Origin of the sequence: Arthrobacter sp. H-02-3 (assembly GCF_003097355.1) — a bacterium.
In the GTDB taxonomy this organism is placed as follows: Bacteria; Actinomycetota; Actinomycetes; order Actinomycetales; family Micrococcaceae; genus Arthrobacter; species Arthrobacter humicola.
Window position 1 is genome coordinate 1 of the sequence record NZ_PYUI01000023.1, and the last position, 26,706, is coordinate 26,706.

The 26,706-nt window shown below is 67.7% G+C and carries 24 protein-coding genes; 8 read left to right on the top strand and 16 right to left on the bottom strand.

The annotated features are described in order from the left end of the window. Positions 1–216: 216 nt before the first annotated feature. From C9424_RS17845 to dxr, 3 genes are all read right to left on the bottom strand, one after another. The gene (locus C9424_RS17845; protein ID WP_116768218.1) at positions 217–864 is read right to left on the bottom strand and encodes a MarR family transcriptional regulator; all 648 of its coding nucleotides are present in this window, start codon (positions 862–864) and stop codon (positions 217–219) included. A gap of 296 nt (positions 865–1,160) precedes the next feature. Continuing rightward, the gene (locus tag C9424_RS17850) at positions 1,161–2,492 is read right to left on the bottom strand and encodes a M50 family metallopeptidase (protein WP_116768219.1); all 1,332 of its coding nucleotides are present in this window, start codon (positions 2,490–2,492) and stop codon (positions 1,161–1,163) included. Positions 2,493–2,511: 19 nt separating this feature from the next. Further along, the gene (gene dxr, locus C9424_RS17855) at positions 2,512–3,696 is read right to left on the bottom strand and encodes a 1-deoxy-D-xylulose-5-phosphate reductoisomerase (protein WP_116768220.1); all 1,185 of its coding nucleotides are present in this window, start codon (positions 3,694–3,696) and stop codon (positions 2,512–2,514) included. A gap of 175 nt (positions 3,697–3,871) precedes the next feature. Between dxr and C9424_RS17860 the strand changes: the two genes are divergently transcribed. Further along, the gene (locus C9424_RS17860; RefSeq protein ID WP_116768277.1) at positions 3,872–5,350 is read left to right on the top strand and encodes a lipase maturation factor family protein; all 1,479 of its coding nucleotides are present in this window, start codon (positions 3,872–3,874) and stop codon (positions 5,348–5,350) included. A 39-nt stretch (positions 5,351–5,389) separates the two neighbouring features. Here the strand turns inward: C9424_RS17860 and C9424_RS17865 are convergent, their stop codons facing one another. The 7 genes from C9424_RS17865 to C9424_RS17895 all read right to left on the bottom strand — a co-directional run bounded on the left by C9424_RS17865 (position 5,390) and on the right by C9424_RS17895 (position 13,418). After that, a complete protein-coding gene (locus C9424_RS17865) occupies positions 5,390–6,229 on the bottom strand; it encodes an HpcH/HpaI aldolase/citrate lyase family protein (protein ID WP_116768221.1) in 840 nt (279 codons plus the stop codon). Next, positions 6,226–6,798, bottom strand: a complete 573-nt coding sequence (locus tag C9424_RS17870; protein ID WP_116768222.1) for a MaoC family dehydratase — start codon at positions 6,796–6,798, stop codon at positions 6,226–6,228. Before C9424_RS17870 ends, C9424_RS17865 begins: the two co-directional genes overlap by 4 nt. Further along, a complete protein-coding gene (locus tag C9424_RS17875) occupies positions 6,795–7,556 on the bottom strand; it encodes a CoA transferase subunit B (RefSeq protein ID WP_116768223.1) in 762 nt (253 codons plus the stop codon). The genes C9424_RS17870 and C9424_RS17875 overlap by 4 nt, the downstream gene beginning before the upstream one ends. A 2-nt stretch (positions 7,557–7,558) precedes the next feature. Continuing rightward, the gene (locus C9424_RS17880; RefSeq protein ID WP_116768224.1) at positions 7,559–8,359 is read right to left on the bottom strand and encodes a CoA transferase subunit A; all 801 of its coding nucleotides are present in this window, start codon (positions 8,357–8,359) and stop codon (positions 7,559–7,561) included. Positions 8,360–8,398: 39 nt separating this feature from the next. Further along, complete coding sequence (locus tag C9424_RS17885) at positions 8,399–9,562, bottom strand: acyl-CoA dehydrogenase family protein (protein ID WP_116768225.1); 1,164 nt, start codon at positions 9,560–9,562, stop codon at positions 8,399–8,401. A gap of 63 nt (positions 9,563–9,625) precedes the next feature. After that, on the bottom strand, positions 9,626–11,803 hold the full coding sequence (locus tag C9424_RS17890; protein ID WP_116768226.1) for an acetyl/propionyl/methylcrotonyl-CoA carboxylase subunit alpha: 2,178 nt from the start codon (positions 11,801–11,803) through the stop codon (positions 9,626–9,628). A gap of 7 nt (positions 11,804–11,810) precedes the next feature. Then, positions 11,811–13,418 carry a carboxyl transferase domain-containing protein gene (locus C9424_RS17895; RefSeq protein ID WP_116768227.1) on the bottom strand — a complete coding sequence of 536 codons (1,608 nt, stop codon included), beginning with the start codon at positions 13,416–13,418 and terminating at the stop codon, positions 11,811–11,813. 149 nt (positions 13,419–13,567) lie between these two features. Here C9424_RS17895 and C9424_RS17900 point away from each other — a divergent pair, with 149 nt between their 5' ends. After that, positions 13,568–14,257, top strand: a complete 690-nt coding sequence (locus C9424_RS17900; protein ID WP_116768228.1) for an SACE_7040 family transcriptional regulator — start codon at positions 13,568–13,570, stop codon at positions 14,255–14,257. A 175-nt stretch (positions 14,258–14,432) separates the two neighbouring features. Here C9424_RS17900 and C9424_RS17905 read toward each other — a convergent pair whose 3' ends face one another. The 3 genes from C9424_RS17905 to pdhA are packed head-to-tail and all read right to left on the bottom strand — an operon-like array spanning position 14,433 to position 18,051. After that, complete coding sequence (locus C9424_RS17905; protein ID WP_116768229.1) at positions 14,433–15,866, bottom strand: dihydrolipoamide acetyltransferase family protein; 1,434 nt, start codon at positions 15,864–15,866, stop codon at positions 14,433–14,435. Continuing rightward, positions 15,863–16,873, bottom strand: a complete 1,011-nt coding sequence (locus C9424_RS17910; protein WP_116768230.1) for an alpha-ketoacid dehydrogenase subunit beta — start codon at positions 16,871–16,873, stop codon at positions 15,863–15,865. Before C9424_RS17910 ends, C9424_RS17905 begins: the two co-directional genes overlap by 4 nt. Beyond that, positions 16,873–18,051, bottom strand: a complete 1,179-nt coding sequence (pdhA, locus tag C9424_RS17915) for a pyruvate dehydrogenase (acetyl-transferring) E1 component subunit alpha (RefSeq protein ID WP_116768231.1) — start codon at positions 18,049–18,051, stop codon at positions 16,873–16,875. Before pdhA ends, C9424_RS17910 begins: the two co-directional genes overlap by 1 nt. 195 nt (positions 18,052–18,246) lie before the next feature. Here pdhA and C9424_RS17920 point away from each other — a divergent pair, with 195 nt between their 5' ends. Both C9424_RS17920 and C9424_RS17925 read left to right on the top strand, forming a co-directional pair. Continuing rightward, positions 18,247–18,720 carry an Lrp/AsnC family transcriptional regulator gene (locus C9424_RS17920; RefSeq protein ID WP_091249664.1) on the top strand — a complete coding sequence of 158 codons (474 nt, stop codon included), beginning with the start codon at positions 18,247–18,249 and terminating at the stop codon, positions 18,718–18,720. A gap of 644 nt (positions 18,721–19,364) precedes the next feature. Next, entirely contained in the window at positions 19,365–19,778 is a 414-nt protein-coding gene (locus C9424_RS17925; protein ID WP_237563540.1) for a hypothetical protein, read from the top strand. A 112-nt stretch (positions 19,779–19,890) separates the two neighbouring features. Here the strand turns inward: C9424_RS17925 and C9424_RS17930 are convergent, their stop codons facing one another. Together C9424_RS17930 and C9424_RS17935 are read right to left on the bottom strand one after the other, a co-directional pair. Next, positions 19,891–21,507, bottom strand: coding sequence for a solute symporter family protein (locus C9424_RS17930; protein ID WP_116768232.1), 1,617 nt, complete (start codon positions 21,505–21,507; stop codon positions 19,891–19,893). Continuing rightward, positions 21,504–21,884 carry a DUF485 domain-containing protein gene (locus tag C9424_RS17935; RefSeq protein WP_116768233.1) on the bottom strand — a complete coding sequence of 127 codons (381 nt, stop codon included), beginning with the start codon at positions 21,882–21,884 and terminating at the stop codon, positions 21,504–21,506. Before C9424_RS17935 ends, C9424_RS17930 begins: the two co-directional genes overlap by 4 nt. A gap of 251 nt (positions 21,885–22,135) precedes the next feature. Here C9424_RS17935 and C9424_RS17940 point away from each other — a divergent pair, with 251 nt between their 5' ends. The 4 genes from C9424_RS17940 (at position 22,136) to C9424_RS17955 (ending at position 26,049) form a co-directional block, all read left to right on the top strand. After that, the gene (locus C9424_RS17940) at positions 22,136–23,347 is read left to right on the top strand and encodes a sensor histidine kinase (RefSeq protein ID WP_091250010.1); all 1,212 of its coding nucleotides are present in this window, start codon (positions 22,136–22,138) and stop codon (positions 23,345–23,347) included. A 47-nt stretch (positions 23,348–23,394) separates the two neighbouring features. After that, positions 23,395–24,114 (top strand): LytR/AlgR family response regulator transcription factor, encoded by a 720-nt coding sequence (locus C9424_RS17945; protein WP_116768234.1) that lies wholly within the window; start codon positions 23,395–23,397, stop codon positions 24,112–24,114. Continuing rightward, positions 24,111–24,485, top strand: a complete 375-nt coding sequence (locus C9424_RS17950; RefSeq protein WP_116768235.1) for a hypothetical protein — start codon at positions 24,111–24,113, stop codon at positions 24,483–24,485. The genes C9424_RS17945 and C9424_RS17950 overlap by 4 nt, the downstream gene beginning before the upstream one ends. A 91-nt stretch (positions 24,486–24,576) precedes the next feature. Further along, complete coding sequence (locus C9424_RS17955; protein ID WP_116768236.1) at positions 24,577–26,049, top strand: sodium/solute symporter; 1,473 nt, start codon at positions 24,577–24,579, stop codon at positions 26,047–26,049. A 25-nt stretch (positions 26,050–26,074) separates the two neighbouring features. On the opposite strand, the gene C9424_RS17960 is transcribed toward C9424_RS17955, so the two are convergent. After that, positions 26,075–26,701: a DivIVA domain-containing protein gene (locus tag C9424_RS17960; protein WP_116768237.1), complete on the bottom strand. Its 627-nt coding sequence runs from the start codon at positions 26,699–26,701 to the stop codon at positions 26,075–26,077. Between the last annotated feature and the right edge of the window lie 5 nt (positions 26,702–26,706).

The following is a 26,706-nucleotide window of genomic DNA, read 5'->3' on the forward strand; positions in this document are numbered from 1 at the left end:
CTCTGGGGGCGTCGCCGCGGGGGGGCGGGCCCCCCCCGCCGCCGGGGGGGGGGGGGGGCGGGGGGCCCCCCCCCCCCGGGCGCCCGCCCCCCGCCCGGGCCACGCCCGCGGAGTCGGCCCGGTCGTCAATGGTCCGCGCGAGCCGGAAGACCATGGCGGTGACCGGCCAGCCGATGAAGCCGGCCGTGAGAAGGGCCAGGGTGATCCAGAGGGCGTTCACCGGTCTCCTTCTGTGCTGTCGTCGGCAAAGGACAGCAGCATTGCGGCCGCCGGCCTCGCCGCCCATTCTTCCTGCCAGCCGGAGCGCAGGACGGCACGGCTCACCGATTGCTCCGTGATTCCGAGTTTCTGCGCTGCGATTTTTTGGGTGCCGTGCGTGCCGGAACTGCGGGACTGTCCGTCCCGCACCGAACGCAGCACATCCACCACCTTCCACTGCGCCACGGTCCGGTCCTGGACCAGGCGTCCGATCAGCCGGAGCACCGCCTCCGCATTGGCGCAGGCACCAGGCCGCCGGCCGCTGCCGGCGACCACGGCGAGCGGCACGTGGGCTGCCGCGGCCTTGGCCCGGTCAACTGCGGCCCGGGCTGCCACGAAGGCAGGGCCGGAGCCTTCCCGCGGACTGGCGGGCAGCGGCTGGTCCACCTCCCCCACCCCGATCCCGACGTACCAGCGACCGCTGCGCAGGGCGTGCAGGGCAATCTCCACCACCTCGTCGGGCTGTTCCACGACGCCCTGGACCTCATCGCCCACCGAGCGCTCAAAGCGCCCCGCGGTGGAGAGCACGCCTAATTCCTTCAGGAGGTCGGGGACCCGGTCGACGTCGCCCGTACTGCCGCGCTGGTCGATTGTCATGACGTACATGGCCCCAGCCTAGAGAGGTGATTCTCAATAATCAATCATTTTCAACTGATTACTAAAAATCAGCCGAAATAAGCTACTGAAGGAAAATCAGCGTAATTGGGCTCGACTGGCGAGGCCGGGCGGACAGGCCTGGACTGACCGCGCACCATCCGGGGGCACTTCGACACGAAACGCCGGGCGCCCTCGTCCATTTCGCCGCCGGACCGCGGCAAAGTGCCCCCGGACCGCAGGGCTCAGCACGCGGACAAAGCCAGTGAACCTCGCGGGACATCTCCGCAGCCACGAGGGCCGCCGCGTCACCCGAAGAGGTTGACCGGTTTGACGATGTCCGCGTAAATCAGCAGCGCTCCCATGCCCATCAACAGGACGGCCACCACGTAGGTCACCGGGAGCATCTTGGCGATATCGAAGGCGCCGGGGTCCGGACGGCCGAACAGCTTGGCGACCTGGCGGCGGCCTCCCTCGTACAGCGCGCCGGCCACGTGGCCGCCGTCCAGCGGCAGCAGGGGAATGAGGTTGAAGACGGCCAGGGCGAAGTTGAGTCCGGCCAGCAGACCTACCAGGGCGGCGAAGCGGGACTGCAGCGGAACATCCTCCATGGCTGCGACCTCGCCGGCCACGCGGCCCACGCCCACCACGCTGATGGGCCCGTTGGGGTCCCGGGGTTCCTCGCTGAAGGCCGCCTTGGCCACGCCGGCCACGCGGTCCGGCAGGTTCACGATCACCCCGGCAACCTGCTTGATGTTTTCCCCCGCCATCGGCAGCACGGCAGACGCCGGCTGCTGGACGAGTGCGGTCTGGGCGCCGATGCCGAGGAAACCGACGTCCTGGTACTGGAGCTTCCCGCCAGCGTCCTTGGCCTGCCGGCCGTCGGCGCCGATCACCGGACGGGAGGAGAGCACAGGCGTGACTGTGGCAGTGACCGTGGCGCCGCCGCGCTGCACGGTAATGCTGACCTGTTTGCCCGCCGAGGCGCGGATCCAGCCGGTGAGTTCATCCCAACTGGTGACGGCCTTGCCGTCGAAGGAGGTAATGGTGTCGTTCGGCTTGAGCCCGGCCGCCGCCGCGGGGGTGAGCTTGCAGGCGGCGGAATTCGGGTCCACGGTCTCGCCCGCCTTGACCTGGCATTTGGAGACGTCGGCGATGGTGGTGGTCTGGCTGGCGACGCCGAATCCCATCAGCAGCACCCCGGTCAGCACGACGCCGATCAGCAGGTTCATTGCAGGGCCGCCGAGCATGATGATGATCTTCTTCCAGACCGGCAGCCGGTAGAAAACCCGGTTTTCGTCGCCCGGGCCGATTTCCTCATGGGCCAGGGAGCGGGCGTCCGAGGCCAGGGACTGGAACATGCCGGTGCTCGACGTGCGGACCGTGCCGTCTTCCTTGTTCGGCGGGTACATCCCGATCATGGACACGTAGCCGCCCAGCGGGATGGCCTTGAGGCCGTACTCGGTTTCGCCGCGCTTCCTGGACCAGACGGTGGGTCCGAAACCGATCATGTACTTGGTCACGCGTACCTTGAACAGCTTGGCCGGCAGCAGGTGCCCGACTTCGTGCAGGGCGATGGACACGGCGATGCCGATCGCCACGAAGACGACACCGAGGATAAAGAGGAGGACGGGGCTCATGTGCGTGATCTGCTGCTTCCTAGACGCTTCTGACGGCTAAACGTTCGTGGGTGCGGGCGCGTGCCCATCTTTCAGCATCCAGTACCGACTCCACCGTCAGCCCGGAGGATCCTGTGTGTTCGCTGAGGACGGCTTCGATGGTATCGACGATGTCGGTGAACCGGATCCGCCCGGCATGGAAGGCCATCACGGCTTCCTCGTTGGAGGCATTGAACACGGCGGGGAAGGTGCTGCCCTGCCGTGCGGCGTCTTTGGCGAGGCCGACGGCGGGGAACGCCACGGCGTCCAGCGGCTCGAAGGTCCAGCTGGTGGCCTGGGTCCAGTCGCAGGCCCGGGCAGAGCCGGGGACGCGGTCCGGCCAGCCGAGACCGAGGGCAATGGGCAGGCGCATGTCCGGCGGCGAGGCCTGGGCGATCGTGGAGCCGTCGACGAACTGGACCATGGAGTGCACCACAGACTGCGGGTGGACCACGACATCGATCCGCTCCAGCGGGATGTCGAAAAGCAGGTGCGCCTCGATCACTTCCAGGCCCTTGTTGACAAGGCTCGCCGAGTTGGTGGTGACCATGAGGCCCATGTCCCACGTGGGGTGGGCCAGGGCGTCCTGCGGCGACACATCGTGGAGCTGGTCCCGGGTCCTGCCGCGGAACGGCCCGCCCGAGGCCGTGAGGATGAGCCGGTCCACTTCCGCTGCGGAGCCTGAGCGCAGGCACTGGGCAATCGCCGAATGCTCCGAATCCACCGGGACGATCTGGCCCTCGCGGGCAGCGGCCTTGACCAGCGAACCGCCGACAATCAGGGACTCCTTGTTGGCCAGGGCCAGAGTGGCACCGGATCTGAGGGCGGCCAGGGTGGGGGCGAGCCCGATGGAGCCGGTGATGCCGTTCAGGACGACGTCAGCGGTGATTTCCGCGATCCGGGTGGAGGCGTCGGGTCCGGTGATGAGTTCGGGGCTGTACCCGAGGAGGCCTGCCGCGCGGGCGGCGTCGTTGATCATGTCCCGGAGCGCGGAGGCGTCCCCGGAGGCAACGCCGATGGCCTGGGCGCGGGTGTGGACGGCCTGCCGGGCCAGGAGTTCGAGGTTGCCGCCGCCGGCGCTGAGGGCGACGACCTCGAAAAGGTGCGGGGCGCCGTCGACGACGTCAATCGCCTGTGTGCCGATGGAACCGGTGGACCCGAGGATGACGATCTTGCGCGGCTGCATGATTCAAGTATCCCGTACCGCGCTCGTGCTCAAGTTGCGCCGCGGCCAGTATCGGGTGGGCATGTCACGGCAGTCCCGGCGCGCAACACTGCCGCGAAGTGCGCAGCCGGCGCCCGCATGGTTCTGCCTGCGACAGGGCGTTGACGCCGGGAACCGCAGGCGTAACGTGGGGATCGTGGAGTGGACGGCCTGGCTGGACGCGCCGGAGTACGAGTTCGCCCGGCAGGTATTGCAGCGCGGCGTCGCCACTCTGTACTTCGTGGCGTTCCTTTCCTCACTCAACCAGTTCCCGGCCCTCCTCGGCGAGCGCGGGCTGTTGCCGGTCCCGGATTTCCTGGCCGGTTCCAGCCGGCTGCGCAGGCCTACCTTGTTTAGCTGGCGTTACTCGGACCGGTTGCTGCGCGCGGTGTGCTGGGGCGGGATGGCGATTGCCGCCACGCTTGTCTTCGGGTTGCCGCAGCTTGGGCCGCCCTGGGTTCCCCTGCTGGCGTTCCTGGCGCTGTGGCTGCTGTACATGTCGATAGTCAACGTGGGGCAAACGTTCTATGGCTTCGGCTGGGAGATGCTGCTGCTCGAGGCCGGGTTTACCGTGGCGTTCCTCGGCTCCGACCAGACTCCCCCGCCCAGGACCATCCTGATCCTGCTGGCCTGGCTGGTGTTCCGTCTTGAGTTCGGTGCCGGCATGATCAAGATCCGGGGCGGGCGGGAGTGGCGGGATCTGACTGCCCTGTACTACCACCACGAGACCCAGCCGATGCCCGGCCCGCTCAGCCGGCAGGCGCACCTGCTGCCCAAGGCGTGGCACCGGATGGAAGTCCTGGGCAACCATTTCGCCCAGCTGGTGGTGCCGTTCTTCCTCTTTGCCCCGCAGCCGCTGGCCAGCGTGGCCGCGGGCATCATTGTCTTCACCCAGCTCTGGCTGGTGGCGAGCGGGAACTTCGCCTGGCTCAACTGGATGGCGATCCTGCTCGCCTTCGCCGCGGTCAGTGATCCGGTGGCGCATGCCGTGATCCCGGCGATTCCGCTCGACTGGCACTCGGAGGCCTGGGGAGCCGGCGCTCCCGCCGGCGTCGGCAGCCAGGCGCCGGTCGCGTGGCTGGTGGTGGTGCTCTTTGGCACCGTCCTGCTGCTCGTGCTCAGCTACCGCCCGATCGAGAACCTGCTCTCCCATTACCAGCTGATGAACGCCGCCTTCAACCGCTGGCAGCTCGTGAACGCCTACGGCGCCTTCGGCACGGTCACGAAGCAGCGGATTGAAATCGCGGTGGAAGGAACCCTCGCCGCGGAGCCCGACGACACGGCGGAGTGGCGGGAGTACGGCTTCCGCGGCAAGCCCGGGGATGTCCGACGGGTCCCGCGCCAGTGGGCGCCCTATCACCTTCGCCTCGACTGGCTGATGTGGTTCCTGCCGCTGCGAACCGTGCACGAGAGGTGGTTCTACGCGTTCCTGGCCAAGCTGCTGGAGGCCGACCGCCCCACCCTGCGCCTGCTGCGGATGGATCCGTTCGACGGCGAGCGGCCCCGCTGGGTGCGGGTCCGCAGCTACCTGTACCGTTTCTCCACCCGGGCCGAGTTCCGGGAGACGGGCCAGCGCTGGATCCGGATCCCGTTGCACGAATCGATTCCGCCGCTGTCCCTGCCGCCGGAACGCTGAAAGTCCGGCCAGTCGTGGCGGTTCGAAGGACCCTCTTGCCTAAACCGTGTGCCCCGCCCGGCGGAGGGTGGACTCGGCGTGCTTGAGGATGGGGCCGTCGATCATCCTGCCCTTGAACTGGAACACTCCCGTGCCTGCGGCGGCGGCAGCGTCGAGCAGCTCGGCGGCAGCCGCGACCTCGGCCTCGGTTGGGGCGTAGGCTTCACGGACGACGGCCACCTGGTCAGGGTGGATGCAGGCCTTGGAGGAGAATCCCGAGGCCACGGCGTCGCGGGCCTCGAGCGCGAGCCCGGCGAGGTCCGGGATGTTGACGTAGACGGCGTCGATCGCGTCCTTGCCGAAAGCGCCGGCGGCCAGGAGCACGGTGGAGCGGGCGTGCAGCGCGACGGCCCGGTAATCACCGTTCTCCGTCCTGCTGGAGGTCCCGCCGAGCGACGCCAGCAGGTCCTCCGCACCCCACATGAGCGCCACCACGTTGGGTTCGGCGGCGATGGCGGCGGCGTTGAGGACGCCGACGGCCGTCTCGCAGAGGGCGATGACGCTGTAGCCCTCCAGTTCCTTCAGCTGTGCGGCGTTCTCGGCCTTGGCCAGCATGATGTGCCGGTAGGGCGTGTGCTTGAGGCAGTGCATGTCTTTTTCGAACTCGTCCGTGCCGGCCGGGTTGACCCGGATGATCGTGCGGCTCGGATCCAGTTCCGGAACGTCGCCGGCGGCGCCGAGCTGGGCGAGGATGGCGCCGCGGGCCCGCTGTTTGTCGGCGGGGGCGACGGCGTCTTCGAGGTCCACGATCACGGTGTCGGCGCGCTCGGCGGCTTTTTGGTACCGCTCGGGGCGGTCGGCGGGGCAGAACAGCAGGGCGGGACCCATCAGGAAACTCATGTCTCTATTGTCCCCTTTCGCGCCGCTTCCAGCTCGGCAGCGGCGTGGGCCTCGCGTGTCCACATCAGGCAGCTGCGGGCGGCGAGGGCCACCACGTCGCCGTGCTGGTTGCGCCCGGTGTGCTGCATGGTCACGATGCCCTGGCCGGGGCGGGACGCGGACAGCCTTTTCGCGGTGACCACCGTCTCCGTGTACAGGGTGTCCCCGTGGTAGAGAGGGCGGGGAAAGGACACGTCCGTCAGGCCGAGCTGGGCGATGATGGTGCCCTGGGTCAGCTGGGGCACGGACTGGCCCACGACGGTGGCCAGGGTGAACATCGAATTCATGAGCCGCTGGCCGAACGGCTGCCCGGCGCTCCAGGCCGCGTCGAGGTGCAGGGCCTGGGTGTTCATCGTCATGGTGGTGAAGAGGACGTTATCCGTCTCGGTGACGGTCCGGCCGGGCCGGTGTGCGTAGACCACGCCCTCTTCCAGCTCGTCGAAATAGAGGCCGCGCTGTTCAATCACCCGGGGGCTGCCGGTGCCCGTGCTTGTGCCAGTGCCTGGCGATGTCGTGCCGGTGTCACTCATACGGTCAGTTCCTGGTCTTCCTCGAAGAGTTCGGCTCCGGTGGCCGCCACGACGTCCTCCACGGACACGTTCGGCGCCAGTTCGCGCAGCACCAGCCGGGACTGCCCGCCATCGGTCACGACGTCGATCACGGCGAGGTCGGTGATGATCCGGTCCACGCAGCCTTTGCCGGTCAGCGGCAGCGTGCAGGCCTCCACAATTTTCGGCTTGCCGTTGCGGTCCACGTGATCCATCATCACGATCACCTTTTTGGCACCGAAGACGAGGTCCATGGCGCCGCCCATGCCTTTGACCATTTTCCCGGGGATCATCCAGTTGGCGAGGTCGCCGTTCGCGGCGACTTCCATGGCACCGAGCACGGCGACGTCGACGTGGCCACCCCGGATCATGCCGAAGGAAGCGGCGGAATCGAAGAACGCGGCGCCCTTGTTGACCGTGACGGTTTCCTTGCCGGCGTTGATCAGGTCCGGATCGACCTGCTCGTCCGCCGGGTACGGCCCGACACCGAGGATGCCGTTCTCGGAGTGCAGCACCACCTCGACCCCGGCCGGGATGTAGTTCGGGATCAGGGTCGGCATCCCGATGCCGAGGTTGACGTACTGTCCGTTGTGCAGTTCCTGCGCCACCCGGGCGGCCAGTTCATTGCGGGTCCAGCCCTTGCTCTCAACACCGGCAGGATGTTCGACGGCTGCGGGACGGTATTCGTGGCGGACGGCTTCGGGACGGGGCGGGGCGCCCTGGGCGTTGTTCGTTTCCACGACTATGCTCCTGCCTGCTCTGGTAACTGTTTTGTTGCGCCGGAGGCGCCGGCGGCCACTGCCACCGTCCGCTTTTCAATGCGCTTTTCGCCGTGCGGGGCCAGCACCACGCGCTGGACGAAGATTCCCGGGACGTGGACGTGCTCCGGGTCCAGCTCCCCTGGTTCCACGAGTTCCTCGACCTCGGCGATCGTTATCCTCCCGGCCATCGCGCACAGCGGGTTGAAGTTCATGGCGGTCGCGTGGAAGACGAGGTTGCCGTGCCGATCACCCTTCCAGGCGTGCACGAGTCCGAAGTCGGGGGTCAGTGATTCCTCCAGCACGTAGTCCGTGCCGTTGAAGCTGCGGACTTCCTTCGGAGCTGAGGCGATCGCGACGTTGCCCCCGGCGTCGTACTTCTGCGGCAGCCCGCCGTCGGACACCTGCGTTCCGACGCCGGCCGGTGTGTAGAAGGCGGGAATGCCGGCGCCGCCGGCGCGCAGTTTTTCGGCCAGGGTTCCCTGCGGGGTGAGGACCACCTCCAGTTCGCCGGCGAGGTATTGCCGGGCGAACTCCTTGTTCTCCCCCACGTAGGAACTGATCGTGCGCCGGATCCGGCCGTCTTTGAGCAGGATCCCAAGGCCCCAGTCGTCCACCCCGCAGTTGTTGCTGACGGTCTCCAGGTTCGTGGCGCCGCCCCGGTGCAGGGCCTCGATCAGGGCGACCGGAATGCCGCACAGCCCGAAACCGCCGACGGCGAGCGAGGCGCCGTCGTGGATGTCCGCGACGGCCTCGGCAGCGCTGGCAACAACTTTGTTGATCATCAGTGATCCTTCCCTCGACGGTTGCGGCCAGCGGGCGGGTCAGAGACCCAGTTCGCGGGCGATCAGCATCAGCTGGACCTCCGTAGTGCCTTCGCCGACTTCGAGGATCTTGGAGTCGCGGTAGTGGCGTGCCACGGTGAATTCGTTGATGAAGCCATAGCCGCCGAACACCTGGGTGGCGTCCCGCGCGTTGTCCATGGCTGCCTCGCCTGCGACCATCTTAGCGATGGCCGCCTGCGTCTTGAACGGCTTGCCGGCGAGCATTCTGGCGGCCGCGTCGTAGTAGGCCAGGCGGGCGGTGTGGGCCCGTGCTTCCATCCGGGCGATCTTGAACGCGATGGCCTGGTACTTGCCGATGTTCTGCCCGAATGCGCTGCGTTCCTTGGCGTATTTCACGGACTGGTCCACGCAGCCCTGGGCCGCGCCGACGGCCAGTGCCGCGATCGCGATCCGGCCCTCGTCGAGGATGGACAGGAAGTTCGCGTAGCCGCGGCCCCGGGTGCCGAGCAGGTTTTCCTCAGGGACGTGGACGTTGTCGAGCGTCAGCGGGTGGGTGTCTGAGGCGTTCCAGCCGACCTTGTTGTAGGCCTTCTCCGCCTTGAAACCCGGTGTGTTGGTGGGCACCAGGATGGTGGAGATTTCCTTCTTGATGCTGCCGTCCGGGCGCTCATCCTGGCCGGTCACCGCCGTGACGGTGACGAGCCTGGTGATGTCGGTGCCGGAGTTGGTGATGAATTCCTTGTTGCCGTTGATGACCCACTCCCCTCCGCCCAGCTTCGCGGTGGTCTTCGTGCCGCCGGCGTCGGAGCCGGCTTCGGGCTCGGTCAGGCCGAAGCCGGCGAGGGCCTTTCCGGAGGCCAGCAGCGGCAGCCACTCCTCCTTTTGGGCGGCGTTGCCGAAGCGGTGGATCGGCATGGCGCCGAGGGACACCCCGGCCTCGAGGGTGATGGCGACGGACTGGTCCACCCGTCCGAGCTGTTCCAGGGCCAGGGCCAGGGCGAAGTAGTCCCCGCCCATGCCGCCGAACTCCTCGGGGAACGGCAGGCCGAACAGGCCCATGTCGGCCATCTGGGAGACGATTTCGTAGGGGAAGCTGTGTTCTTCGTCGTGCTTGGCGGAGACCGGGGCTACCACTTCGTCGGCGAATTCGCGGACGGTGTCGCTGAGGACCTGGTAGTCCTCGCTGAGCTCAAAATCTGGCATGGGGTGACTCCTTTGTCTGTGTTGCTGTCGAAAAACTGTGGCCTGGTGTTGAAGGTGTGGCGGCTATTCCGCCGCGCCCATCGCGATGACGGCTTCCTCGATGGTGTCCTCGGCCCGGGAGGATTCTGGCGGGTGGATGGTGGCGAGCACCTGGTCTGCCTTCACGAGGTCGCCGGACCCGACGCTGATGTGGACGGTGCCGTCCAAGGGTGCCACGAGCTGGTGTTCCATCTTCATGGCCTCCACAGCGAGCAGCACCTGGCCTGCCTCCACGGTGTCGCCGTTACTGACGGACACCGACACCACGGTCCCGGGCATCGGTGAGCGCACTGCGGGGTCCGCGGCGCCTTCCTCGCGCTCGATCGCGGCCAGCACGCGGGCCAGCCGCGCTTCGCGGGTGAGTACTTCGAGGCGGCAGGACCAGCCCTCGTTGCCGAGGAAGATCTCCGCGGGCGTCGCATTGTCCCGAACGTGTCCGGTAGACACCGGCACAAGCGAGTAGACCAGGGCTTCGCCGCCGAGAACCAACTCTGCGTGGTCCCGGGCGGGAAAACGGAGTGATGCCGTGCGCTGCGCCCCGCCGTCGATGCTCACCCTCGCCGTGCCCTGCCCCACCACGCCAAACACCTCTACCGTGGCGACACCGCCGTCGGGTGTTCCCAGGCTGATCCGCCGTGGGGCGCGAGCGCCAAGCCTCCACCCGTCGCGGAGGTCCCACGGGCCTTTCCCCTCGGTTTGGGCATCATGCTCCTGCAGAGAAGCGACGTAAATGGCAGCGGCGGCCACCTCGAAGTCGCCCGCATGGCGGAAGCTGAACTCCGGTATCCTGCGTTCGATCAGGCCGGTGTCCAGACGGCCGGCGCGGACGTCGGCGTCGTTGATCAGCAGGCGCAGGTATTCGACGTTGGTGTCGATCCCCAGCGCGGTGTACCCGGAGAGCGCGCTGTCGAGGGTGTCGAGGGCAGCGGCCCGGTTCTCTCCCCACGCGATGACTTTGGAGATCATGGGGTCGTAGCTGGAGGAGATTTCCAGGCCTTCGATCAGCGCCGAATCCACCCGGACGCGGCCTGCTGAACCTGCTGAGTCAGCGGGCAGTTCGTCCAGGAACACGACCCGCCCGCCGGAGGGCAGGAAGTTCTTTTCCGGGATTTCCGCATAGACGCGTGCTTCGACCGAGTGGCCGGTGAGGACGACCTGGTCCTGGGTCACGGTGAGTTCCTCGCCGGCGGCGATGCGGACCTGCCATTCGACGAGGTCGATGTCGGTGACCATCTCGGTGACGGGGTGTTCGACCTGCAGCCGCGTGTTCATTTCCATGAAGAAGAACTCGTCAGGGGCGTTGTCCGAGACCAGGAATTCGACAGTGCCGGCGCCGGAGTAGTTGACGCTGCGCGCGGCATTGCAAGCGGCTTCGCCGAGACGGGCACGGATGGCCGCGCCGTCGGGCAGGGATTCCAACAGCGGGGACGGGGCTTCCTCGATGACCTTCTGGTGGCGGCGCTGCAGCGAGCACTCGCGCTCCCCGAGGTGGATGACGTTGCCGTGGTTGTCGGCGAGGACCTGGACCTCGATGTGCCGCGGGGTGATCACGAGCCGTTCCAGGAACAGGGTGTCATCGCCAAAGGCACTGGCCGCGACGCGCCGGGCGGTGGCCAGGGTGGCTTCGAGGTCCTCGGGCCGTTCCACGATGTGCATGCCCTTGCCGCCGCCGCCGGCGGAGGGCTTGATCAGCAGCGGGAAGCCGACGCCGGCCGCGGCCTCGATGAGCTGCGCGTCGCTCATGCCCGGTTCGGCGATGCCCGGGACCACCGGGACGCCGTAGCCGGTGACGTGGTTCTTGGAGCGGATCTTGTCGCCCATGACGTTCAGGGACTCGACGCCGGGGCCGATGAACGTGATCCCGGCCGCTTCCAGGGCGCGGGCGAAGTCAACGTTCTCACTGAGGAACCCGTAGCCCGGGTGCACGGCCTCGGCCCCGGTGTCCCGGCAGGCCTGGATGATGGCGCCGATCTTCAGGTAACTCTCGGTCGCCGCGGCCGGTCCGATCCTGACCGCGACGTCGGCCTCCCGCACGTGCCGGGCACCGGCATCGGCATCGGAATAGACCGCCACCGAACGGATGCCCAGGGCGCGCAGGGTCCGGATGACGCGGCAGGCGATCTCGCCGCGGTTGGCGACGAGCACGGTGCCGAACAGGGGGTTGAGGGCCCGGGGCTTGGGCGATGTTGAAGTACTGGTCATTGCTGGCTCACATCCGGAACAGGCCGAAGGAGGTCTCCGGCAGCGGGGTGCGGGAGACGACGTCGAGCGCCAGTCCCAGGACGGTGCGGGTGTCCGCGGGGTCGATCACGCCGTCGTCCCAGAGGCGGGCGGTGGAGTAATACGGGCTGCCCTGGTCCTCGTACTGCTGTTTGATCGGGGCCTTGAACGCTTCCTCGTCCGCGGCGGACCATTCCTCGCCGCGGGCCTCGTACTGGTCCCGCTTGACCGTGGCGAGCACGCTGGAGGCCTGGTTGCCGCCCATCACGGAGATCCGCGACGCCGGCCACATCCACAGGAACCGCGGCGAGTACGCCCGGCCGCACATCGAATAGTTCCCGGCGCCGAAGGACCCGCCGATCACCACGGTCAGCTTCGGGACCCGGGCGGTCGCGACGGCGGTGACCATCTTCGCGCCGTTCTTCGCGATGCCGCCCTGCTCGTAGTCCTTGCCGACCATGAAGCCGGAGAGGTTCTGCAGGAAGAGCAGCGGGATGCCGCGCTGGTCACAGAGCTCGATGAAGTGGGCGCCCTTGAGCGAGGACTCGCTGAACAGCACGCCGTTGTTCGCCACGATCCCCACCGGGTGGCCGTGCAGCTTCGCGAAGCCCGTGACCAAGGTGGTGCCGTAATTCTTCTTGAACTCGTGGAAGCGGCTGCCATCCACTAGCCGGGCGATGACCTCGCGGACGTCGTACTGTGCGTTGACGTCCGTGGGGACGGCGCCGTAGAGCTCCCCCGGGTCCGCCAGGGGTTCGACGACGGTGTCGACGTCCCAGACCGGGCCGGCCGGCCGGGGCAGGGTGGAGACAATGTCGCGGACGATCTGGAGGGCATGCTCATCGTTCTCGGCCAGGTGGTCCGTCACCCCGGAAATCTTCGAGTGCACGTCGCCGCCGCCGAGCTCCTCCGCGGTGACGATCTCGCCGATGGCGGCCTTCACCAGCGGCGGGCCGCCCAGGAAGATGGTGCCCTGGTTGCGGACGATCACCGTCTCGTCACTCATCGCGGGCACATAGGCGCCGCCGGCGGTGCAGGAGCCCATAACGGAGGCGATCTGCGGGATCTTCGCCGCGGACATCCTCGCCTGGTTGAAGAAGATCCGGCCGAAGTGTTCCTTGTCCGGGAAGACCTCGTCCTGTTTGGGCAGGAACGCGCCCCCGGAATCCACGAGGTAGATGCACGGCAGGCGGTTCTCGAGCGCGATTTCCTGCGCCCGGAGGTGCTTTTTCACCGTCATCGGGTAATAGGTGCCGCCCTTGACCGTGGCGTCGTTCGAAATGACCAGGACCTGCAGGCCGTGGACCAGGCCGATCCCGGCAATCACGCCGGCGCCCGGGGAGTCGTCGTTGTACATGCCGTTGGCCGCGAGCGGGGCGATTTCCAGGAACGGGCTGCCGTCGTCGAGCAGCCGGTCGATGCGCTCCCGCGGCAGGAGCTTGCCGCGGGCCACGTGGCGTTCCCGGGACTTCACCGGACCGCCCAGCGCGGCCGTGGCGAGGCGTTCCTTAAGCTCGCGGGCCAGCCCCAGCTGGGCCTCGCGGTTCGCGGCGAAGGCGGCGCTCGTGGCATCCACCTGGCTGGCGATTGTCTCCATTGACTGCTTCCGTTCCCTGACCTGCGTGCCGGACCGGCTTCAGAAGCCGTCCGACTATTTCGGTTAGTGCCGCATAACTGAAATTTAGGTTAGTCTCTATTAACTGTGATGTCCAACACAGGAACCATCTGCAACGAGGGGATGCGCCGGTGACCGAGCCCAGCCAGACTACCCAAACGCCGCCGGCTCACGCCCCCTCCGCCCCAACCCCTTCAACGCCTGCCCCTTCAACACAGCGGAGCCAGGCCAAGGCGAACCGACGCCAGGCCCTCTTGTCCGCCGCCGCCACGCTGTTCGCCATTGAAGGCTTTAACCGCGTCTCCCTGGAGGACCTGGGCGCCGCGGCCGGGGTCAGCGGTCCTGCGGTCTACCGTCATTTCGCCGGCAAGCAGGCGGTCCTCGGCGCGCTGCTGCTCAGCGTCAGCCAGGACCTGCTCGACGGCGGCCGCCGCGTGGTTACCGACTCCGACGGCGCCCTGGCGGCGCTGGGCGGCCTCGTGGCGTTCCATGTGGACTTTGCCCTGAGTAATCCCGACGTCATCCGGGTCCAGGACCAGGACTTTAGCAACCTTGCCGGCGAGGACCAGGACGAGGTCCGCACGCTCCAGCGCAACTACGTCGAACTCTGGGTGGACGTTCTGGCCGGGCTGCACGAGGGCACGGAGGCCGCCGAGCTGCGGATGCGGGCGCATGCCACCTTCGGCCTGATCAACTCCACCCCGCACTCGGTGCGGAGTTCGGGACGGCGGATGGGGGTCCGGCGCGCCAGGCCGCTACTGGAAAGCATGGCGCTGGCGGCGCTTCTGGCACCGGCCGCGCCGCCCGAACCGTTAGACTGACCGCTCGCCTGCCCGGCACTCCGGGGGCACTTTGGCGCGGACACGCCGTGAATCAGGGACCCGCCGTCGAAAACTGTCCTCAATGTGCCCCCGGACGGCGGTAACCCAGCACCCAATAGAGCTGCCGGCGCCCCTCCTTGGCGGGAAGGGCAGCCGGCAGCTGTGATCGGGGTGCTTAGACCATCGCGAGGACCATGCCCGGATCGGCCAGCATGGTGCCGAGGTCCTGGAGGAAGCGCGAGCCCTGTTCGCCGTCGACCAGGCGGTGGTCGAAGGAGAGGCTGAGCGTCATGACCTGGCGCAGGGCGACCTCGTCCTGGTACTCCCACGGCATCTTCCGGACCGCGCCCAGGGCCAGGATGGCGGCCTCGCCCGGGTTGAGGATCGGCGTGCCGGCGTCGATGCCGAAGACGCCGATGTTCGTGATGGAGATCGTCCCGCCGGAGAGGGCCTCGGGGCTGGTCTTGCCGGCCCGGGCCGTGTCGGTCAGCTCGGTCAGTGCCGTGGAAAGCTCCAGGAGGGACATCCGGTCCGCGTCCTTGATGTTCGGGACGGTCAGCCCCCGCGGGGTCGCGGCCGCGATGCCGAGGTTCACGTAGTTGAACTGGACGATTTCCTGGTTGGCCTCGTCCCACCGGGCGTTGAGCGTCGGGTGGTTGCGCAGCGCGATCAGCACGGCCTTGGACACCAGTGTCAGCGGGGTGAGCTTGTACCCGGCGAAGGCGCGGCTGGCCTTCAAGCGTGCCAGCAGCTCCATCGTGGGGGTGACGTCAACGGTCAGGAACTCCGTGACGTGCGGTGCGGTGAAGGCGCTGGCCACCATGGCGGCGGCCGTGAACTTCCGCACGCCCTTGATCGGCGTGCGGGTTTCCCGCTCGCCCGGGGCCTGGGCGAGCCCGGCGGCCTGAACCTGCGCGCCGGCCAGTTCCTGAGCGGCTGCGGGCAGGTCCCCGCCGCCGACGAAGGTCCGGACATCCTCGCGGGTGATGAGCCCGTGCTCTCCCGTGCCGGTGACGGCTTCGAGGTCGACGCCGAGATCCTTGGCCAGCTTGCGCACCGGCGGCGTGGACCGCGGACGCTCGGCCGGCCTGGTTTCGACAGGCTTGGATTCAACCGGCTCAGCAACCCGGACAGGCGCGACTGGCTCGGCTGCCCGGACGGGCGCGACTGGCTCGGCTGCCCGGACGGGCGTCACCGTCTCGGCGGAGGCAACCTCGACTACCGGGACAGCCGCCGGGGCGGCGAAGGTGCGGGCGCGGCGGGCGGGCCGGCCGGAAGCTTCGAGCACGGCGCCGTAGCCCACGAGATTCGGCTCGCGCTTGGCGGCCCCCGTGTCGGAACCGGAGCCACCGTCGTCGCCCTCTATTTCGAAGGAGACGATCGGTTTGCCGACCTCGACGACGCTGCCGGGCTGTTCGTGCAGGGCCGCGACCACCCCGGCGAACGGGGAGGGCAGTTCGACGACGGCCTTGGCCGTCTCCACTTCGGCGATGATCTGGTTGAGCGTGACCGTGTCCCCCACCGCAACCTTCCAGGCGACGATTTCGGATTCCGTCAGTCCTTCGCCGAGGTCCGGGAGCCTGAATTCCTTAATCATGGTGGCGCTCATCCTTCCAGCCCGCTGAGGGAGTTGGGGCGGCCCAGGGCACGGTCGACGCCGTCGAGAATCCTGTCCAGGCCCGGCAGATGGTGCATTTCCAGCTTCGAGTACGGGTAGGGGACGTCGAAGCCGGTGACCCGGACGGGGGCGGCCTCAAGGTGGTAGAAGCAGCGTTCGGTGATGCTCGCGGCAACTTCGGCGCCAAGCCCGCCGGACTGGGCGGCCTCGTGCGTGATGACAAGCCGGCCGGTCTTGCGGACCGAGGCCTCCAGGGTCGCGAAGTCCAGCGGGGCAAGCGAGCGGAGGTCGATGACCTCGACCGAGATGCCTTCGTCGGCGGCCGCCAGGGCGGCATCGCGGGCGGTCTTGACCAGCGGACCGTACGCCACGAGGGTCACATCCTTGCCCTCCGTGACCACGCGGGCCTTTTCCATGGACAGCGCAGTGTTCAGGTCGATCGACTCGTCCACCTCGCCCTTGTCGTGGTAGCGCCGCTTGGGCTCGAAGTACAGCACCGGGTCATCCGAGGCGATGGCCTGCTGGATCATCGTGTAGGCGTCCTGGGGGTTGGAGACGCTGATGACGCGCAGCCCCGAGGTGTGGGTGAAGTAGGCCTCGGGCGATTCGGAGTGGTGCTCCGGGGAGCCGATGCCGCCGCCGAACGGGACACGGATGGTGATGGGCATCTTGACCGCACCCTGGGTGCGGTAGTGCATCTTGGCGACCTGGCTGACGATCTGGTCGAACGCCGGGTAGATGAACCCGTCGAACTGGATCTCCACCACCGGCCGGTAGCCGCGGTAGGCCAGGCCGACGGCGGTGCCCATAATGCCGGACTCCGCGAGCGGCGTGTCCACGACGCGGTGCTTGCCGAAGTCTTTCTGCAGGCCGTCGGTGACGCGGAAGACACCGCCGAGTGCACCGATGTCCTCCCCCATCAGGATCACTTTGGGGTCGTTTTCGAGGGACTTGCGCAGGCCCGAATTGATGGCTCGGGCAAAGGTCATCTGCGGCATCAGCGTGCACCTTCTTCAGAAGCGGCTTCTGCGGGATCGCCGAAGGAAGCCAGGTAGCGGGAGTAGTGTTCCTGCTGGCGGTCCAGCCAGGAGTTGGGCGTGCTGTAGACGTGCTTGAAGATATCCAGCGGCGCCGGCTCGGGCATGTTGATGGTGCCGTAACGGAGTTCCGCGGCCACGGCGTCGGCCTTGGCGGCGACGGCGGCCTCGAGGTCCGCGGTCAGCAGTCCCTTGCGGTCCAGCAGGGATTTCAGCCGGCTGATCGGGTCCTTCGCGGCCCAGTCCTCGAGCTCGTTGGCGTCCCGGTAGCGGGTGGGATCATCCGCCGTCGTGTGCGGGCCCATTCGGTAGGTGACGGCCTCAATGAAGGTGGGGCCGCCGCCGTGCCGCGCACGGTCCAGGGCAATGCGGGTGGCCGCCATGACGGCGAGGACATCGTTTCCGTCCACCCGCATGCTGGGGATGCCGAAGCCGGAAGCCCTGTCCGCAAGCTGGATGTGGGACTGTACCCGGACCGGTTCCGAGATGGCCCAGTGGTTGTTCTGGCAGAAGAAGACGACCGGCGCCTGGAAGCTCGCGGCGAAGACCATCGCCTCATTGACGTCGCCCTCGCTCGTGGCGCCGTCGCCGAAGTAGGCCACCGCGACGCAGTCGGCGCCGTCGTTCTGGATGCCCATGGCATAGCCGGTGGCGTGCAGGCTCTGCGCGCCGATGATGATCTGCTGCGTGGCCACGTTGACCGTGAACGGGTCCCAGCCGGCGGAGGCGTTGCCCCGCCAGGCACGGACGAGGTCTTCGACTTTCACTCCGCGGCAGTAGGCCACCCCGTTGTCGCGGTAGCTGGGGAAGACAAAGTCGTCCTCGCGCAGTGCGCGTGCCGAGCCGATCTGGGATGCTTCCTGGCCGAGCAGCGGCGGCCACAGGGCGAGCTCGCCCTGCCGCTGGAGCGCGGTGGCCTCGGCATCGATCCGGCGGATGACCACCATGTCCTCATAGAGGGAGCCAAGTTGCTCGTCGCTGACATCCTGGAGCCAGGAATCAAACTCGGGATGGCTGATGCGCTCACCCTCGGGAGTGATGAGCTGGACGAGATCGCCGCCCGTCCGCCTCGTTGTATCTTCACTGTTTCCGGGGCCCCCGGCGGAAATGCCGCCCTTGCCCGCGTCGTCGGTAAACACAGTTGTCCGCACCTTCTGACGTCGTCTGACCGGAGCTCGCAGGACTCGTGATCCCGCGGCGCGCCAGCCGCCCGGGCGCCGTTGCCCCGGATAACTGTGACCCTACTCACAATGCTCATCGGGTACAACCACCCGTAAAAATACTGAGCATTATGCACTGTTTGGTACCAGCAGACCGTGCTAATCTTGCGCATTATGCAACCCTTGGATGGCACGGACACCCGCCTGCTTTCGGCCATGGCCCGGGACCCGCGGCGGACCGTGGTGGCCCTGGCCCAGAAGCTCGGACTATCGCGCAACACGGTGCAGGCCAGGATGGCCCAGCTGGAGAAGAAGCATGTTTTCCTCTCCTTCGAGCGGCGCATCAATCCGGTGTCCCTGGGGTACCCGCTCATGGCTTTCATCTCCGTCCATGTCCAGCAGCAGAAACTGGGCAGCCTCGCAGTGGAGCTCGCCGGCATTCCGGAAATCCTGGAGGGCTACGGCCTGACCGGCTCGGCCGATCTGCTCCTGCGCGTGGTGGCCCTCGACGCCGAGGACCTGTTCCGGATCAACGGCAAGATCCTGGCCTGCGACGGCGTGGACCGGACCGATACAGCCCTGGCAATGGGCGAACTGATCCCATTCCGGATCCAGCCACTGCTGGAACGCGGATCCGCCGACACCTGATCTTCTGGATCTCCCGGCTCCCGGCGAGCCTGCCCTCCGCGATGCCGTTCCGGGCGCCTGACCCGGGCGCCTGATCCGGGCACCTGATCCGGGCACCTGATCTGGGCTAATGGTCCGCGCTGACGTTCTGCGCCCCTGCTCTGTGCCGTCGGCGGCCGCGGCGCTAGGCTGTGTCCATTGGGTCCCCCTTGAGCCCTTGGGGCCGCGCACGCGGCCCTGCACAACAGGCGGTGGATGTCTGGACTGCCGGAAAGGCTTGAACAGTGAGCAGTCCCGAGGAATCGCACCGCCCGGTACCGCCACAGCCCGGGCATGATCCCGCGGTCGGCCACCCGGCACCACCCGCACCGCAGCAACAAACACCCGCCCCACCAGGGCAGCCGACTGTTCAGTACTATGCGGCTCCGCCTGCCGGAACTCCGCCCTACGGTGCTCCCGCCAATGGGGTTCCGCCGGACGAGCAGCCGTACGGCGCCCCGCCGGACGAGCAGCCGTACGGCCCTCCGGCCAGCGGCGCCCCACCGTACGGCCCTCCGTACGGTCCTCCCGCGAACAGCGCCGCGCCGCCCGGCTACGCCCCGCCCTACGGTCCGCCATACTACGGGGGCCCGGCCCAGCCTCCCCCGAAAAAGAGCCACAAGGCATTGTGGATCGTCTTGGGGATCGTGGGCGGTGTCCTGCTCCTGGCGGCTGCCGGCGTCGTCATCCTGCTCAATGTGGTGGGCGGAACCACGAACCAGGCGCGGGGCCTCGCGGACGACTTCAACAAGCTCATCATCGCCGGCGACGTCGACACTGCCTACGACAAGTACCTGGACCCCGCCCTCATGCAGAAGCTTTCACGGGAAGAGTTCGCCGCCGGGGTGCACAGCCTGGGGTTGGACGACAGCTGCAAGGCAAATTACACAAGCCTCAAAGTCAGTTCCAGCAACGGCACCAACGCGGCCGATGTCGCCGGCTCCATCGACTGCGACACCAAGAGCGTGGAGCTGGTCTACCGTTTCGAGGGCAGCGACGAGCTGAAGATGGTCAATATCCGGCTGCGACCGCAGCGCTGACCCGGGACATCGCTCCCTGCTTCAGCCCGCCGCCCCACAACAAAGGAGCTCCCGTGCTGCTGCACGTGAGCTCCTTCGTTGTGGAACCGGCCGGGCGCGTCGGGCGCGGGTCCTAGTGGTTGGTGGCCTTTTCGGCCCCCACGCCGGTCAGGGAACGGACCTCCATTTCGGCCTGCTTCGTAGGGTCTTCCTTCCGCTTGTCCAGGACGGTGCCGAGCCAGCCAAGGAAGAACGCGAGCGGGATGGAAACGATGCCCGGGTTACTCAGCGGGAAGATGGCGAAGTTGGCGCCGGGGATCATCGAGGTCTTGGACCCCGATACCACCGGGGAGAGCACGATCAGGATGATCGCCGCGGACAGTCCGCCGTACATGCTCCACAAGGCTCCCTGGGTGGTGAACCGGCGCCAGAACAGCGAGTAGAGGATGGTCGGAAGATTGGCGGAGGCAGCAACGGCGAAGGCGAGCGCCACGAGGAACGCGACATTCTGCCCATTGGCGAAGATGCCGCCGGCGATCGCCAGCAGGCCGATCACCACCACGGTGCGGCGGGCAACCTTGACCTCGGTGTCGGCGTCGGCCTTCCCCTTGGCGATGACGCTGGCGTAGATGTCATGGGCGAAGGATGCCGCCGCGGTGATGGTGAGGCCCGCGACGACGGCCAGGATGGTCGCGAAGGCCACAGCCGAGATGAAGCCCAGGAGTAGCGGGCCGCCGAGGTGGAAGGCGAGCAGCGGCGCGGCCGAGTTGACGCCGCCAGGAGCCGCCTTGATGGTGTCGGCACCCACCAGAGCAGCAGCGCCGTAACCGAGCACCAGGGTGAAGAGGTAGAAGATGCCGATCAGCCAGATGGACCACACCACGGACTTGCGGGCTTCCTTTGCGGTCGGAACCGTGTAGAAGCGCATGAGCACGTGCGGCAGGGCTGCCGTGCCGAGCACGAGGGCCAGGCCGAGGGACATGAAGTCAAGCTTGGAGGTCTCGGTCTTGCCGTATTGCAGTCCCGGGTTGAGCATGTTCGGGTTGCCAGAGGTTTCCACCGCGCCGCCCAGCAGGTCGGAGAGGTTGAAGCCGTAGATCGCGAGGACCCAGAAGGTCATGACGGCGGCGCCGGCGATCAGGAGCATGGCCTTGATGATCTGGACCCACGTGGTCCCCTTCATCCCGCCGATCAGGACGTACATGATCATCAGGGCGCCGACGACGACGATCACCAGGGCCTGTCCGCCCCAGTCGCTGATACCCAGGAGCAGGGAGATCAGGCTGCCGGCACCGGCCATCTGGGCCAGCAGATAAAAGAAGCAGACCGCCAGCGTTGAGATGGCCGCCGCGATGCGCACGGGGCGCTGCTTGAGCCGGAAGGAGAGCACATCGGCCATGGTGAACTTGCCGGTATTGCGGAGCAGTTCGGCGACGAGCAGCAAGGCGACGAGCCAAGCGACCAGGAAGCCGATCGAGTACATGAAGCCGTCGTAGCCGTTGATGGCAATGGCACCGGTGATGCCCAGGAAGGACGCCGCGGAGAGGTAATCGCCGGCGATCGCCGTACCGTTCTGCGGGCCGGTGAAGGAACGGCCGGCCGCGTAGTAGTCGGCAGCCGTCTTGTTGTTGCGGCTGGCCCTGATCACTATGACCATGGTGATGGCGACGAACACGGCAAAGATGCCCATGTTTAGCAGGGTGGTGTCTTTGAGGTCGGTGACATTGACCGCGGGGACCATGAGTGTCATTTTGCTGTTCCCCCTACCGGGTTGCCGTGCTTGTCGAATTCATGCCCTTCGATTTCGTGGCGGATCTCGGAGGCGATGGGGTCCAGTTTGCGGTTGGAATAGCTGACGTACCAGCCGGTGATGGCGAAGGTGGAGACGAACTGCAGCAGGCCCAGGATCAGGCCGATGTTGATGTTGCCCCAGACCTTGGTCGACATGAATCCCACCGCATAGTCGGCCAGCAGGACGTAGGCGAAGTACCAGAGCAGGAATGCAATGGACATCGGGAAGACAAAGCTGCGGTGACGTTTGCGCAGTTCCTTGAACTGCGTCGTCGACTGGACTTCCTTGAAGTCCACGGCCGCCGCTGCGTCCGTTTCTTGGGCGTCGTGACCCATCGGTTCCTCCTCATTGAGACTGGTGAGTCCACACCGGCTGCCGTGGTCTACTCGGAACAACCTGCGGGCCAATGTGACTGCAATCACTGTGTACCGTGACGTGCATTACCTTCCAGTGCCGACGGGGTCCGCGTAGCCAAACGGTCGCCATGCTGCGCCAAGCGGCAGCCAAACGGTCCAGGACGTCGTCTCCCCTGGCCTCCATGCAGGCCAGCGCCGGCGGGCCCGGGACCGACGGTAGGCTGAGCACCATGCCGGACTCTCCCCTGTTCACCGCCGCCGCCGTAGCGGTGATCGCCATGGCGATCGCGGTGGTCGTCGCCGTCGGACTCAAGGTGCTGCGTTCCTTCCGCGACCTCGGCACCGATGCAGAGCGCGCCACCTACAAGACGCTGCATGCCGCATCCCGTGCCGGCCAGTACCTGCGGACCGGGCTGAACCCCGCCGGCGCGGCCAAAGCCAGCCGGCAGCTGCGCGGCCTCCTGGGCTGCGACGCCCTCGCCATCACCGACACAACCGGTGTGCTCGCGTGGGACGGTGCCGGCGAGGAACTCAGGCCGGCCCTGATGGGGCTCGCGTCAAAGGTGCTCGACGGCGGCCACCTCGCTGTCATTCCGGCGGGTGAACTCCAGTTGCTGGCCGCCGGCGGCGGGACGCTGGCTCCGGAGGTGGAGCGCGCCGTCGTGATCGCACCGATCAAGACCGGCGCCCGGGTGGTGGGTGTCGTGGCCGCCTTCGCGCCGGCCGCCGGCGCCGGACTCGTCCGTGCCACCGGCGAGGTGGCCGACTGGGTGGCCACCCAGGTGGAACTGGCCGAACTCGACGCTTCCCGGACCCTCCTGATGGAGGCCGAGGTCCGGGCCCTGCGCGCCCAGATCAGCCCGCACTTCATCTACAACTCGCTCAACGCGATCGCGTCCTTCATCAACACGGACCCCGAACGTGCGCGGGAGCTCGTAGTGGAATTCGCCGATTTCACCCGCTACTCCTTCCGACGCCACGGCGACTTCACCACCCTGGCCGAGGAGCTGCGCTGCATCGACCGGTATCTGCTCCTGGAGCGGGCGCGCTTCGGGGACCGCGTCCAGGTAAGCCTGCGGATCGCTCCGGAGGTCCTCAGCACCGTGATCCCCTTCCTAAGCCTGCAGCCGCTCGTCGAAAACGCGGTCCGGCACGGCCTTGAAGCCAAAGAGGGCCCGGGCCATATTTCCATCACGGCGAACGACTCCGGCGCGTTCGCCGAAGTGACGATCGAGGACGACGGCGTGGGCATGGACCCGGAACAACTGCGGTCTGTTCTTGCCGGACACAGCGACGGCGAGCACGTGGGCCTGCGCAACGTCGACGCCCGCTTGCGGCAGGTGTACGGGGACGACAACGGCCTGGTGATCGAGACGGCGCCCGGCGAAGGGACGCTGATCACGATGCGCGTCCCCAAGTCCCAGCCCCGCCACGACGCCTGATGCCGGCCCCAGGCTCTCGGAAATGCCTGCGGCAGTAGGCTATTGCCATGATTAACGTCCTCGTCGCCGACGACGAGCTCCCCGCCGTTGAGGAACTGGCCTTCCTGCTCGGCAAGGATGACCGGATCGGCGCCATCCACCGGGCCTCCTCGGGCGCCGAAGCTTTGCGTGCCCTGGCGGCCGAAGACGTCGACGCCGTCTTCCTCGACATCCACATGCCGGCGCTGTCCGGGCTGGACATTGCCCGGGCCATTTCCCGCAGCGCACGTCCGCCCGCCGTCGTCTTCGTGACCGCAGACGAGGACTGCGCGCTGGAGGCGTTCGAGCTCGCGGCCGTGGACTATCTGCTCAAGCCCGTACGCGCCGAGCGGCTGGCGAAGTCGATCGGCCGCATCAGCGAACTGCTCAAAGACGGCGCCCCGGCGCCGGAGATGATCACGGTGGACCTGGGCGGAACCACCAAGATGATCCGGCGGGAGGACGTCACGTACGTCCAGGCGCAGGGCGACTACGCCCGGCTGCACACCGCGGACGCGAGCTACCTCATCAGGGTTCCGCTGGCCGACCTCGAACAGCAGTGGGCCGACGCCGGATTCCTGCGCATCCACCGCTCCTACCTGATCGCACTGAGCCATGTCGGCCACATGAAGCTCGCCGCCGCGCGGCCCAGCGTCACTGTGGCCGGCGCCGAGCTTCCCATCAGCCGCCGGCATCTGCCGTCCGTCCGGGAAAAGCTCCAGGCAACCCGCATCCGGCCGCAGGCATGACCCGGGTCCGCGTCACGGCGCCCCGCAGCCTCAGGCCGACCGCCGTCCTGACCGGCGGGCGCTCCGCCGCGGCGTTGCGCGAAGCGGCGGAAGAGTCCGACGCCGGGCAGCTGTTTGTCCGTTCGCTCATCCGGTCCCAGCTGCGTCTGGCGCTCGTGGTGGCCCTGGGCTTCCTGCTGATCCTGCTGGCCTTTCCGCTCATGCTGGGTCTGGTCCCGGGCCTGGCAGACTCCACCATTGCCGGCCTTCCCTTTGACTGGGTCCTGCTGGGCGCCGGGATCTATCCTGTGATTGGTCTGAGCGCCTGGTTGTACGTGCGGACCGCTGCCAGGAACGAGGCCCGCTACCGGGACCTCGCCGGCGACAAGTGAGGGCACGCATGTCCGGACGCATGAGGGGGCCGGCGACGGGGCAGGTGACCGGCCGGGCGGCTAGGCACCTGCCGGGACGGGCCGCCGCAACGTGAACCCCGTCGTCGGAGTGGCCGCCTTCGCCGCTGTCACGCTCGCCACCGCCGTTGTCGGTTTCTACGGATTGAAGGTCTCGCGCACCACCGGGGACTTCTACGTCGCGTCCCGGACGGTCAAGCCGTGGTGGAATGCCTCGGCGATCGGCGGGGAGTACCTCTCGGCCGCGAGCTTCCTGGGTGTCGCCGGGCTCATCCTGCTTTCCGGCACCGATGCCCTCTGGTATCCGGTGGGCTACACGGCCGGGTACCTGATGCTGCTCCTGTTCGTCGCTGCTCCCCTGCGCCGCTCGGGCGCCTACACGATTCCGGATTTCACCGAGGCGCGTCTTGATTCGAGTGCCGTCCGCCGGGTCACAAGCCTAGTGGTGGTGGTGGTCGGCTGGCTCTACATCGTCCCGCAGCTGCACGGCGCGGCCCTGGCCATCCGGATCACCACGGGCCTGCCGGCGTGGGTGGGACCCGTGGCCGTGGTCGCCGTCGTCTGCATCACCGTGGTGGCGGGTGGGATGCGTTCCGTCACGTTTGTCCAGGCCTTCCAGTACTGGCTCAAGCTGACCGCGCTGGCGGTGCCCATCGTGTTCATCCTGTTGGTGCTGGGGGGCGCCACCGGCACAACCGCCCCCGCGGCGCCCCCCGCCGTGAATCCGTCGGCACTGGCCCCCGCGGGCCCGTATCAAATCATTTCGCTGCTCGTGGCCCTGCTCTTTGGAACCCTCGGGCTGCCGCACGTACTGGTCCGGTTCTACACGAATCCGGACGGGCAGTCGGCGCGCCGGACCACCCTGATTGTCCTGGGCCTGCTCTCTGTGTTCTATCTGCTCCCGACGGCCTACGGCATGATCGGCCGCGTCGTGGCTCCCGACCTCGCCGAAAGCGGCCAGGCCGATGCCCTGGTGCTCCTGTTGCCTGGCCGGGTGGTTGGCGGGATGGCCGGCGACCTGTTGTCGGCGCTGGTGGTGGCCGGGGCGTTTGCCGCGTTCCTGTCGACGACGTCGGGCCTGGTGGTCTCGCTGGCTGGCGTAATCAGTCAGGACGTGTTTGGCGGCAGTGTGCGGGGCTTTCGGCTGGCCGCACTCATCTCTGCGCTGGTCCCGCTCGGGATCGCGTCGATGACAGAATCGATGGCACTGGCCGGCAGCGTGGGTCTGGTGTTTGCCTTTACCGCCTCCACAATCTGCCCGGTCCTGCTGCTGGGCATCTGGTGGCGGGGGCTGACGGATGCCGGGGCGATCGCGGGCATGGTGACGGGCGGGGTGTTCTGCGGCAGCGCGATGGTGGCCGGTTCGGTGCTGGGTGCGGCGGCGACGCCGTCGTGGCTGGCGCAGCCCGCCGCCTGGACGGTCCCTGTCGCGTTCGCCGTCATGGTGCTGGTATCGCGGGCAACGCAGGGCCGGGTGCCGCGGACCATGACACGCGTCATGACGCGGCTGCACACCCCGGAACGGCCACTCGCGACGGAACGCTGATCCGACGTCGGGCCAGCGGGACGGATTAGTCGATGGCGGCCATGAGCTCGACGGCGCGCTCCAGGAACGCGTCCACCTGGCTTTCCTCATAGCCGTCCCGGCCCACGGCGGGGCGGAACACCGCACGCCGAACGTTGTCCACGCTCAGCGGCTGGTCCTCCTCGAGGTAGCCGATCAGCTCGTGGCAGAGGTCATCGACGTCGGTGGTGTTGTAGCTGCGGGCTTTGGGCTTGGACGGACGCCGGAACCGCTGGCCGTCCGGGCGGTGCAGGCGCCCGCGCAGAACCCCCGCGAGCCGGCCGATTTCGCGCAGCCAGGCTTCCTCGCCGCGTTCGGCCACCAGCTCATCGCGCTCCAGCCGGGCGAGGGCGTCCTCGAGCCGGTCCAGCGCGGCATCCACACCGGAGGCGGCGTAGCCGCCCTTCACAGGGTCGAAGGAGACAGCGCGGACGTCGGCGCTCTTGATGGCGCGTGCGGCCGACGTCGGAGCTTCGAACGACACCCGTGCGCGCTGCAGGAAATCGTCGACCTGCTTGGCGTTGTAGCCGTACTGGTTCCGCTGCACGCGGTCAAAAGACGCAGGAATCTGCCGTTGAATGTCCACTGTTACTTTGTTCCTTCGATGCCGTTCGGCTGGTTTGCTCGGCACCATTCTAG

Bases quoted from the DNA above. Each gene is read 5' to 3' on its own strand.
- C9424_RS17940 (WP_091250010.1), top strand. From the start codon at position 22,136: ATGCCGGACTCTCCCCTGTTCACCGCCGCCGCCGTAGCGGTGATCGCC.
- C9424_RS17945 (WP_116768234.1), top strand. From the start codon at position 23,395: ATGATTAACGTCCTCGTCGCCGACGACGAGCTCCCCGCCGTTGAGGAA.
- C9424_RS17950 (WP_116768235.1), top strand. From the start codon at position 24,111: ATGACCCGGGTCCGCGTCACGGCGCCCCGCAGCCTCAGGCCGACCGCC.
- C9424_RS17880 (WP_116768224.1), bottom strand. From the start codon at position 8,359: ATGATCAACAAAGTTGTTGCCAGCGCTGCCGAGGCCGTCGCGGACATC.
- C9424_RS17885 (WP_116768225.1), bottom strand. From the start codon at position 9,562: ATGCCAGATTTTGAGCTCAGCGAGGACTACCAGGTCCTCAGCGACACC.
- C9424_RS17910 (WP_116768230.1), bottom strand. From the start codon at position 16,873: ATGCCGCAGATGACCTTTGCCCGAGCCATCAATTCGGGCCTGCGCAAG.
- C9424_RS17935 (WP_116768233.1), bottom strand. From the start codon at position 21,884: ATGGGTCACGACGCCCAAGAAACGGACGCAGCGGCGGCCGTGGACTTC.
- C9424_RS17960 (WP_116768237.1), bottom strand. From the start codon at position 26,701: ATGGTGCCGAGCAAACCAGCCGAACGGCATCGAAGGAACAAAGTAACA.
- C9424_RS17895 (WP_116768227.1), bottom strand. From the start codon at position 13,418: ATGGAGACAATCGCCAGCCAGGTGGATGCCACGAGCGCCGCCTTCGCC.
- C9424_RS17845 (WP_116768218.1), bottom strand. From the start codon at position 864: ATGTACGTCATGACAATCGACCAGCGCGGCAGTACGGGCGACGTCGAC.
- C9424_RS17870 (WP_116768222.1), bottom strand. From the start codon at position 6,798: ATGAGTGACACCGGCACGACATCGCCAGGCACTGGCACAAGCACGGGC.
- C9424_RS17930 (WP_116768232.1), bottom strand. From the start codon at position 21,507: ATGACACTCATGGTCCCCGCGGTCAATGTCACCGACCTCAAAGACACC.
- C9424_RS17850 (WP_116768219.1), bottom strand. From the start codon at position 2,492: ATGAGCCCCGTCCTCCTCTTTATCCTCGGTGTCGTCTTCGTGGCGATC.
- C9424_RS17865 (WP_116768221.1), bottom strand. From the start codon at position 6,229: ATGAGTTTCCTGATGGGTCCCGCCCTGCTGTTCTGCCCCGCCGACCGC.
- C9424_RS17905 (WP_116768229.1), bottom strand. From the start codon at position 15,866: ATGAGCGCCACCATGATTAAGGAATTCAGGCTCCCGGACCTCGGCGAA.
- dxr (WP_116768220.1), bottom strand. From the start codon at position 3,696: ATGCAGCCGCGCAAGATCGTCATCCTCGGGTCCACCGGTTCCATCGGC.
- C9424_RS17890 (WP_116768226.1), bottom strand. From the start codon at position 11,803: ATGACCAGTACTTCAACATCGCCCAAGCCCCGGGCCCTCAACCCCCTG.
- C9424_RS17920 (WP_091249664.1), top strand. From the start codon at position 18,247: ATGCAACCCTTGGATGGCACGGACACCCGCCTGCTTTCGGCCATGGCC.